The 10,390-nt window shown below is 67.6% G+C and carries 7 protein-coding genes; 5 read left to right on the forward strand and 2 right to left on the reverse strand.

From position 1 onward, the window contains the following. Positions 1–112 precede the first annotated feature (112 nt). From B9C99_RS22375 to B9C99_RS22395, 5 genes are all read left to right on the forward strand, one after another. Positions 113–973 carry a DUF559 domain-containing protein gene (locus B9C99_RS22375; protein ID WP_016691580.1) on the forward strand — a complete coding sequence of 287 codons (861 nt, stop codon included), beginning with the start codon at positions 113–115 and terminating at the stop codon, positions 971–973. A 126-nt stretch (positions 974–1,099) separates the two neighbouring features. Further along, positions 1,100–2,113 carry a glucose-6-phosphate dehydrogenase (coenzyme-F420) gene (fgd, locus tag B9C99_RS22380; RefSeq protein ID WP_088899397.1) on the forward strand — a complete coding sequence of 338 codons (1,014 nt, stop codon included), beginning with the start codon at positions 1,100–1,102 and terminating at the stop codon, positions 2,111–2,113. A gap of 256 nt (positions 2,114–2,369) precedes the next feature. Further along, a complete protein-coding gene (locus tag B9C99_RS22385; protein WP_253250164.1) occupies positions 2,370–3,743 on the forward strand; it encodes an MFS transporter in 1,374 nt (457 codons plus the stop codon). A 96-nt stretch (positions 3,744–3,839) separates the two neighbouring features. Then, on the forward strand, positions 3,840–5,924 hold the full coding sequence (gene pta, locus B9C99_RS22390) for a phosphate acetyltransferase (RefSeq protein WP_088899398.1): 2,085 nt from the start codon (positions 3,840–3,842) through the stop codon (positions 5,922–5,924). After that, the gene (locus tag B9C99_RS22395; protein ID WP_088899399.1) at positions 5,921–7,135 is read left to right on the forward strand and encodes an acetate/propionate family kinase; all 1,215 of its coding nucleotides are present in this window, start codon (positions 5,921–5,923) and stop codon (positions 7,133–7,135) included. The genes pta and B9C99_RS22395 overlap by 4 nt, the downstream gene beginning before the upstream one ends. 35 nt (positions 7,136–7,170) lie before the next feature. Here B9C99_RS22395 and B9C99_RS22400 read toward each other — a convergent pair whose 3' ends face one another. Together B9C99_RS22400 and B9C99_RS22405 are read right to left on the reverse strand one after the other, a co-directional pair. Further along, positions 7,171–9,588, reverse strand: coding sequence for a serine/threonine-protein kinase (locus B9C99_RS22400; RefSeq protein WP_080597638.1), 2,418 nt, complete (start codon positions 9,586–9,588; stop codon positions 7,171–7,173). 5 nt (positions 9,589–9,593) lie between these two features. Further along, on the reverse strand, positions 9,594–10,390 hold a 797-nt coding region (locus B9C99_RS22405), incomplete at its 5' end, for a glutamate ABC transporter substrate-binding protein (RefSeq protein WP_088899400.1).

Below are 10,390 nucleotides of genomic sequence, written 5' to 3' on the forward strand. Positions count from 1 at the left end.
TCGACAACAACGCCGGTCTCGATTCGGTGCGTCTGGGGATAACGTCGGAAGTTCTCCACAGACGGCGGATTCGGGGTACCGGAGGGACCGGAGACCGGGCACGCTCGCGCTCATGGTCGACTTCCACGAACCGTTCGCCGGCACCGATGCGCTGGCGGCCGGATCGGTGACGCGGTACCAACTTCGGAACCACTTCGTGAAGCTTCATCGCAATGTGTACGTTGCTCCGGGAGTCGAAGCGACGGCACTTCTACGCGCGAAGGCAGCCTGGTTGTGGGCGGGAGGTGGAGGGGTACTGGCCGGACCGTCCGCAGCCGCCGTGCACGGGACCCGTTGGCTCGACGCGTCGTTGCCCGCGGAGATCGTGCGACCCGGGAAGCTGCACTCGACTCCGGGCATCATCGTTCGCAGCGTCGACGACATCGAATCCTGCGTCGTCGACGGAATGACGGTGACGACGCCTGCCCGAACGGCCTTCGACCTCGCGCGCGGTGCGGACCTCGATCGGTGCGTCGAAATGGTGGACGCGCTCTGCAATGCGACCGGAACGAAGGCCCACGAGATCGAAGCGGTGGCCGCTCGGAACAAGGGCGCTCGGCACCTCGCGTCCGTACGGAAGGTTCTCGAACTCGTCGACGGCGGTGCCGCGTCACTACCGGAGACGCACACGCGGCTGCTGATCGTCCGATCCGGTCTGCCCGTGCCGGAGACGCAGATCGAGATCTACGACGGTGGGCGGTTCGTGGCACGCGCGGACATGGGCTGGAAGCAGTGGAGGGTCCTGGTCGAGTACGACGGCGCGCAGCACTGGACCGATCGGGTGCAGCGGACCATCGACATCGACCGCTATGCGCTGCTCTCGGAGCTGGGTTGGACCGTGGTGCGCGTCGGCGCGGACCTGTTGTACCGACGACCCCAGGTCCTCGTCGAGAGGGTGCGACGCGCTTTGCATCGCGCCGGTGCCCTCGGGTGACTCGTCGAGACCGGTGTTGTGTGCGATTTTTCCGCGAATCTCGCACACAACGTCGGTCTCGACCGACGACGAGCGTCCGGTGGGCATACTCGGGGACATCGGAAACGTGAACGGTCGGAGGAATCTGTGGCTCAGGGTGTGAAGTTGGGGTACAAGGCGTCGGCGGAGCAGTTCGGTCCGCGCGAGCTGGTCGAGCTGGGTGTGCTGGCCGAGGCGCACGGGATGGATTCGGCGACGGTGTCGGATCATTTCCAGCCGTGGCGGCACAACGGTGGGCACGCCCCGTTCTCGTTGGCGTGGATGACCGCCGTCGGCGAGCGCACCGAACGGCTGCAGCTCGGGACCTCGGTGCTGACCCCGACGTTCCGGTACAACCCGGCGGTGATCGCGCAGGCCTTCGCGACGATGGGGTGCCTGTATCCGGGGCGGATCTTCCTCGGTGTCGGCACCGGTGAGGCGCTCAACGAGATCGCCACCGGATATGCCGGCCAGTGGCCGGAGTTCAAGGAACGCTTCGCCCGGCTGCGCGAGTCGGTGCGGTTGATGCGCGAGCTGTGGCGCGGGGATCGGGTGGATTTCGAGGGCGAGTACTACACGACCAAGGGGGCGTCGATCTACGACGTGCCCGAGGGCGGCATTCCGGTCTATGTCGCCGCCGGCGGCCCGGTCGTGGCACGCTATGCCGGGCGCAGTGGGGACGGGTTCATCTGCACCTCGGGTAAGGGCATGGAGCTCTACACCGACAAGCTGCTGCCGGCGGTGGCGGAGGGTGCGGAGAAGGCGGAGCGGGATGTCGCGGGGATCGACAAGATGATCGAGATCAAGATCTCGTACGACACCGACCCGGACAAGGCGTTGGAGAACACCCGCTTCTGGGCGCCGTTGTCGCTGACGCCGGAGCAGAAGCATTCCATCGATGATCCGATCGAGATGGAAGCGGCGGCCGATGCGTTGCCGATCGAGCAGGTGGCCAAGCGGTGGATCGTGGCGTCGGATCCGGACGAGGCCGTCGAGAAGGTCAAGGCGTATGTCGATGCCGGGTTGAATCATCTGGTGTTCCACGCGCCGGGTCATGATCAGAAGCGGTTCCTGGAACTGTTCGAACGCGACCTCGCGCCGAGGCTCCGCGCACTCGCCTGACATCCGACATACAAGGTGCCGCTTCTCCGCGATGGAGGAGCGGCACCTTTTCTGTTCGACGAGCGATGTCGATGTTGTTTCACAACGGAACAGCGACGGGGCTCGGTGCCCTCCTACGTTTGTTCCGACGCGGTGGCAACCGTCACACACTCTGCCCGCCACCGCCGGACATCACAGCTCGGACGAGGCACACGCCGACCCCGATCCGAATCGACCCCAACGAGGCACCGTGATCACCGACAAATCTGCATCGACCATGCCGCAGTCAGAAGCGAAACCGGAGATGAACCCCCGCCGCGCATCGATCGCCGCGCTCCTCGGAGGGGCACTGGAGTACTACGACTTCTTCGTCTACGGCGCTGCCGCCGCGCTCGTCTTCAACGTGCTGTTCTTCCCGGGCGGCAACCCCACCGTCGCCCTCATCGCATCCTTCGCCACCTTCGCCGTGGGCTACGTGGCACGACCCGTGGGCGCCGTCGTCATGGGTCACTTCGGCGACCGGCTCGGCCGCAAACGCGTCATGCTCGCCACCGTCGTCCTCATGGGCGTTGCGTCCTTCGTCATCGGATGTCTTCCCACCTACGAGCAGGTGGGCATCCTCGCACCGATCCTGCTCGTGGCGATGCGTGTCCTGCAGGGCTTCTCGGCGGGCGCCGAATCGGCCGGGGCGTCGACGTTGACCGTCGAACATTCGCCGGTGGGCCGCCGTGGTTTCTTCACCAGTTTCGTAATGGTCGGCTACGCCGTGGGCTGCTCGCTCGCGACCGTCGTCTTCGTGCCCGTCTCGCTCCTTCCCGATGACGCGCTCTACAGCTGGGGCTGGCGGATCCCGTTCTGGCTCAGCGCAGTTGTCGTCGTCGTGACCTACTACGTCCGCAACCACCTGGACGAGACGCCGACCTTCACCGAGGTGAAAGAGGAGAGCGTCGTCCGCAAGCTTCCCCTCGGCGACGTGTTCAAGTTCCACTGGCGCTCGGTGATCCGGGTGGCCGGCGCGTCCCTGATGGCATCGGTCCAGACCCTCTTCGCCGTGTTCAGCCTCTCCTACGCCACCTCGGTGGGTGTCGAGCACAGCGTGATGCTCACCGTCATCTCCGTCGCCATCGCACTGTCGATGTTCACCATCCCCGCGGCCGGCTACCTCTCCGACATCATCGGCCGCAAGCCGACCATGCTGATCGCCTCCGTCGGCTGCGCGGTGAGCCTCGCCGGATACCTGTGGGCGATCTCGACGACGAACATCCTGCTGATCTCCGTCACGGCGTTCGTGAACATGTCGCTGTTCTTCAGCTGCTACAACGGCGTGTGGACGTCCTTCTTCGCCGAACAGTTCCCCGCGACCGTCCGCTTCACGGGCATGGCCGTGAGCAACCAGCTCGGCAACCTGCTGGCCGGTTTCTCGCCGATGGTCGCCGCGCTGATCCTGCTCCCCGGCGCGACGGGCTGGGTCCCGGTCGCGATCTTCGGTGCGGTCGCGTGCGGCATCGCCGGTGTCGCGGTCCTCGGACTGCGGGAGACGGCGAAGACCCCGACCGACCTGCTCGGACTGTCGGCCGACACCGAACCGGTGGAGGTCGTGGCGGACGCCGAGCAGCCCGACACCCCGCGTGTGCTGCAGACCCAGTCCTGACATCCCGCGACTCCCACATGCCCGGCCGGACACCTCCGGCCGGGCATGTGCGCGGGTACACCGGACGGAGCAAAGTTTGCAGTTAGGGTGGAATCCATGAGTGCTGCTGCAGGGTCCGTCTCGAGCATCTACATCGCAGCTCCGGAAGGGGACACCGGGAAATCGACCGTCGCCCTGGGGGTGCTGCAGACGCTGTGCGCGTCCACCGCCCGCGTCGGTGTCTTCAGGCCCATCGCGCGCTCCGACAGCGACATCGACTACATCCTCGAACTGTTGCTCGAACACACCACCGTCGACCTCTCCTACGAGGACTGCATCGGTGTCACCTACGACGACGTCCACGAGGACCCGGACGCCGCGCTCAGCGACATCGTCGGCAAGTACCACGCGGTGGCCGACCGCTGCGACGCCGTCGTCATCGTCGGCAGCGACTACACCGAGATCGCCAACCCCAGCGAACTGTCGTACAACGCCCGCATCGCAGCGAACCTCGATGCCCCGGTGCTGCTCGTCCTGCGCGGTTCCCGCCGCACCCCCGCAGAGATCGCTCAGCTCGCCGGCGTGTGCGCGAACGAGCTGGCCGGTCAGCACGCGCATCTCGGTGCGGTGGTAGTGAACCGCTGCGACCCCGACGCACTCGACGAGATCGCACAGGCACTCGGCGACCGCACCGAACCGGTGTGGACGCTCCCGGAGGTGCCCGCCCTGGTCGCGCCGACGATGGCGGAGCTGCAGACCGCGATCGGAGGCGAGCTCTACAGCGGTGATCCCGACCTGCTGCAGCGGGAAGCGCTGCGCATCATGGTCGGTGGCATGACAGCCGAACGGATCCTCGAGCGCCTCACCGACGGCATCGTCGTGATCGCCCCCGCCGACCGCTCCGACGTCATCCTCGCGCTCGTCAACGCCAATGCTGCCGAAGGCTTCCCGACGCTCGCCGGCATCATCATGAACGGTGGTCTGCTGCCGCATCCGATGATCGCGCAACTCGTTGCGGCCCTGAAGCCGTCGTTGCCGATCCTCACCACCGAACTCGGCACCTTCGACACCGCCTCGGCAGCCGACCGCACCCGCGGCCGCATGGCCCTCGGTGCGCAGCGCAAGATCGATACGGCTCTCGCGCTCATGGAACGGCACGTCGACTCCCGTTCCCTGCTCGACCGGCTGCGACTGCCGCGACCGTCCGTGACCACTCCGCAGATGTTCGAATACCAGCTCATCGACCGGGCGCGGGCCCAGCAGCGCCACATCGTGCTGCCCGAGGGTGAGGACGACCGCGTCCTCCGGGCCGCAGGTCGGGTGCTCCAGCGCGGCATCGCGAAGCTGACGATCCTCGGCGACGAGGCAGCCGTCCGCCAGCGGGCGTCGGAACTCGGGGTGGATCTGTCGGAGGCGCAGATCCTCGACCCGCGCACCTCCGAGCACGCCGACCGGTTCGCGGAGGAGTACGCGCGGCTGCGTGCCCACAAGGGCATGACCGTCGAACGCGCACGCGAGATCATGCGCGACATCTCGTATTTCGGCACGATGATGGTGCACCTGGGTCTGGCCGACGGCATGGTCTCGGGTGCGGCGCACACCACCGCCCACACGATCCGTCCCGCCCTCGAGATCATCAAGACCGAACCGGGTGTGTCCACGGTGTCGAGCATCTTCCTGATGTGCCTCGCCGACCGCGTGCTCGCGTACGGCGACTGCGCCGTCGTCCCCGACCCGACCGCCGACCAACTCGCCGACATCGCGATCTCGTCCGCCGCGACCGCCGCCCGGTTCGGCATCGACCCCCGGGTCGCGATGTTGTCGTACTCCACCGGCGAATCCGGTTCGGGCGCCGACGTCGACAAGGTCCGCTCGGCCACGACGTTCGTGCGCGAGCGACGATCCGACCTGCTCGTGGAGGGGCCGATCCAGTACGACGCGGCGATCGAACCGACCGTCGCGAGCGCGAAGCTACCCGACTCCGACGTCGCCGGACGCGCCACGGTGTTCATCTTCCCGGACCTGAACACCGGCAACAACACCTACAAGGCCGTGCAGCGCAGCGCCGGTGCCGTCGCCGTCGGACCGGTCCTGCAGGGCCTGAACAAGCCGGTCAACGACCTCTCCCGTGGCGCCCTGATCCAGGACATCGTCAACACCATCGCCATCACCGCAATCCAGGCGCAGGAGGAAGACGCGTGAGCAGCCCGAACCCGGTCACCGCAGGCACCGTACTGGTCCTCAACTCCGGATCGTCGTCGATCAAGTTCCAGCTGATCGAACCGGAGAGCGGAAAGTCGCTGGCGCACGGGCTGATCGAACGCATCGGCGAGCCGGAGGGCCGGATCGTCTTCCATCACACGACGGGTGTGGACGAACGCAACGACGCCATCGCCGACCACCGGACCGGACTGCGTGCGGTGCTCGAGATGCTCGAAGGGCTGGGCCGTCCGCTGCACGAGGTGGGCATCGTTGCCGTCGGACACCGACTCGTGCACGGCGGCAAGGTCTTCTACGAACCCACCCTGATCGACGACGACGTGGTCCGCGCCGTCGACGAACTGTCGATTCTTGCGCCCCTCCACAATCCGGCGAACGTCGTGGGAATGGAGGTCGCGCGGGAGGAACTTCCCGACGTCCCCCACGTGGGGGTCTTCGACACCGCCTTCTTCCATGGTCTTCCTCCGCACGCGGCGACCTATGCGATCGACCGTGACATCGCGCACGAGCACGACATCCGGCGGTACGGATTCCACGGCACCTCGCACGAATACGTCTCGGGGCGTGCCGCGGAGTTCCTCGGGCGCGACATCGCGGATCTGAATCTGGTTGTGCTCCATCTGGGTAACGGCGCGTCGGCGTCGGCTGTCGCGGGTGGCAGCCCGATCGACACCTCCATGGGACTGACCCCGCTCGAGGGTCTCGTCATGGGCACGCGCAGTGGCGACATCGATCCGGGTGTCGTCATGCATCTCAACCGCGCGGCCGGGCTGAAGGTCGACGCCATCGACGACCTGCTCAACCGGCACTCGGGCCTGAAGGGGTTGTCGGGTGTCAACGACTTCCGGGCCCTGCTGAAACTCGTCGGCGAGGGCGACGAGGACGCACGACTCGCGTACGAGGTCTACGTGCATCGCATCCGGAAGTACGTGGGCGCCTACACCTTCGAACTCGGAGGCGTGGACGCGATCGTGTTCACCGGCGGGGTGGGGGAGAACAACGTCGACGTCAGGCGCGACAGTCTCGCCGGCCTCGACCGGCTCGGCATCCTCGTCGACGACGCGCGCAACACCGCCGACGACGACGGGGAACGCCGGATCTCGGCCGACTCGTCGCAGGTGGAGGTGCTCGTGATCCCCACGAACGAGGAACTCGCGATCGCCCGCGCGGCCGTGCAGTTCGCGCGGCGCTGAGCCGTCGGGTCGGGCTACACGTACCTGATCTTCGATCAGGTCAAACTACGCGGCCGGATCGCGTTCGCGAGGTCGACGAGGGTGTAGCGGTGGGTGCGCGAGGGGGCGTTGCGCGCCAGTTGCCGCAGCGCCGACTCGGTGCCCAGGCGCAGTCCCTTCTCGGTGAACGGTACGTCGAGGATGCGGTCGTACTCGCGACTCGACGCCCGTCCGCTGCGCACCCATTCGAGGGCGGTCCCGAGTACCAGCGCACGCATCTGCAGGGCGCGACCCTCGTCGGGAGGCAGTGACGCGATCCGGTGTGCAGCCTCCCGCAGGTCCGCCTCGCAGATCTCCTCGACGCGACCGCCCCGCAACAGGACCAGGGCGGCGGTCATGGTCGCGGCACTGTGGTGCCGGGAGGTGGTGGGGACCTCGTCGAGCACGTCGACGGCGGCACGGATCTCGTCGCGGGCGGTGAGTTGGCGTGCCAGCCCGAAGGCCGCACTGACGACGGCGTGGTCGGTGCGCCACACGACCCGGTAGGACTCCTCGCAGAAGCGTCGCCACGCGTCGGGGTCGTCGCTCTCCCAGTGCTGCAGCGTCAGTTCGGCGGTGGCGCCGAGTGCGATCTTCGGGGCGATCTCACCCGGAAGAGCCTGCAGTACCTTGTCGAACCGGGCGAACGCTGCCTCGTAGTCGTCCTGCAGCAGTTCGGCGATACCGGCGTACCAGTCCATGCGCCAGTCGTCGCCGAACTCGCGTTCGAGGCGGGCGAGGATCTCCACCGCGCTGTCGACCTGTCCGAGGTCGAGATAGGCGCGGACCTCGGCCAGGGTGATCTCCTTGGAGAACGACACATCGGACGCTCCGACGACCCGCCCGACGCCGTTCTCACGCGCGTGCCGGAGCGAGTCGAGGGTCTGCTGCGGTTCGCTGTGTACGGCCGCGGCGAGGAGCGCGGCACTCGGGTCGTTGGGGTCGAGCAGCGGGACGGGCAGTGCCGCCGCGACATCCTGTCCCCGCAGTTTGGGGTCGCGCTCGATCCCGTCGGCGTACACGTCGGTGGGGACGAGCGCCTCGTCGGTGCCGAAGGTCGTGCGGGGCGGGCTGAACAGCCGGGACAGTCCGGGATGTTCGGTGCCGAGCTTCTTCGACAGGATCTCGCGCAGCACACCGGTGAGCTGTCCCTGCAGCTCGTCGGCGGACGAGAAGCGCTGCTGCGGATCGGGGTTCGTGGCCCGCAGGAGCAGGCGGTGGAAGGAGTCGAACTCGGCGAGCAGGGGAGCCTGTTCGGGGGTGGGCAGACCGTCGCGGTACCGGCCCTTGTCCGAGGGCATGTCGAGCGTGAGCACCGCGAGTGTGCGTCCGACCGTGTAGATGTCGCTCGCGACCGTCGGTCCGGTCCGGACGATCTCGGGTGCCTGATATCCAGGCGTCCCGTACAGATAGCCGTATCCTTCGACCGCGGAGACGGCACCGAGGTCGATGAGTTCGATCTGCTCGTCGGTGACCATGATGTTCTCGGGTTTGAGGTCGTTGTAGACCAGTCCGATGTCGTGCAGATACTGCAGTGCCGGAAGCACTTCGAGCATGTATCCGATGGCCTGCTCGACCGGGATGCGGTTCGGCGGGGGATAGTTGTCGAGCACGGTACGCAGGGTGTGACCACCCAGGTACTCCATGACGATGTACCCCATCGGGGTGCCGTCGGGTGAGGGGTGCTCGACGAAGTTGTAGATCTGCACGATGCTCGGATGGCTGACCTCGGCCAGGAACTGGCGTTCGGCCACCGCGACCGCCTGGGCCTCGGCGTCGCCACCCTGCAACAGGCCTTTCAGCACCACCCAGCGGTCGCTCACGTTCCGGTCGATCGCGAGGTAGATCCACCCGAGTCCGCCGTGTGCGAGGCAGCCCTGCACCTCGTACTGCCCGGCGACGAGATCCCCGCGGTGGAGGGCCGGAGTGAACTGGAAATGTGTTCCGCACTTGGGGCAATCGCCTTCGGTGGGACCCGGCCCCGACGGGGTGCTGCGTCCCACCGGTTCTCCGCACTTCGAGCAGAACCTCTTGCCCTCGGAGACGTGGGGATCGCGGAGGACGGCGTCGACGGGATCCTTCGCGGTGGGGACCGGCACGTCGACGAGGCCCGCGATGCGGCGACGCTGGGTTCCGCGCGGCCGGATCCGGCGGCTCGACGAGCGTTGGGAGGACGAGCGCTGGGAGGACGAGCCGGACCACATCGAGGACCGCTGGGTGGATTCGGGCTGCGTGGTAGGTGCGGGGCGGCGTTCGGTGGCGGGCCCGGTCTCCCCGGACGCCCGCGCGGTGGCGGGCCCGGAGTCTCGGGCCGACGGTTCGGTCGCGGGTCCGGAATCCACCGCGCGCCTGGTGGCGGGTCCGGAATCAGCCCGCTGGGTGGCGTGGCCGGAATCGACCGACGGCGTGTCGGCCGGTTCGGGTTCGTCGGACATGGCCGTCACTCCCGGTAGTTCGGTGTCGGGGGTGACGGAGTGGGACCGAGCACCCGCAGGTACTTCTCGTACAGCGCCGTCCACGTCCCGTCGGAACGGATCCGTTCGAGGGTGGCGTTGACGAAGCGTACGAGCTCGTCGCTGCCCTGCCGGATTCCGATGCCGTACGGCTCCGATCCCAGGGAGGGGCCGACGAGTTCGAGATAGGGGTCCTGCGAGGCGAGGCCGGCGAGGATCGTGTCGTCGGTGCTCACGGCGTCGACCTGCTGTTGCTGGAGGACGACGAGGCAGTCGGCCCACGACGGAACGGTGAGGATCGACGCCGACGGCTGCACCTCTCGCATCCGGAGCAGCGAGGTTGTGCCCTCGACGATGCACACGCGCCGGCCGGCGAGGTCGGCGGCGGAGCGGATGTCGGACCCCCGCACGACGAGCACGCGCTGCTGGGCCCGGAAGTACTCGGTGGAGAAGTCGACCTTCTCGCGTCGGGCGCACGTGATGCTCATGGTCTTCGCGACGATGTCGACGGTGGAGTCCTGCAACGCCTTCTCGCGTTCGGCCGAGGACAGGATGCGGTAGTCGACGAGGTCGGGATCGCCGAGGAGGTCGCGGGCGATCTCACGGGCGATGTCGACGTCGAAACCGGTGATGCGCCCGGTCGCGGTGTCGCGGTAGCTCATGAGGTTGCTACCCGTGTCGAGGCCGACGATCAGCCGGCCGCGCTTGCGGATCCGATCGATCGCAGGTCCGGTGGCGTTCGGGTCCGGGGGCAGCGAGGCGGTGGGATCGCCGCAGTCGGGGG

Source organism: Rhodococcus sp. BUPNP1 (genome assembly GCF_002215235.1).
Classification (GTDB): domain Bacteria; phylum Actinomycetota; class Actinomycetes; order Mycobacteriales; family Mycobacteriaceae; genus Rhodococcus.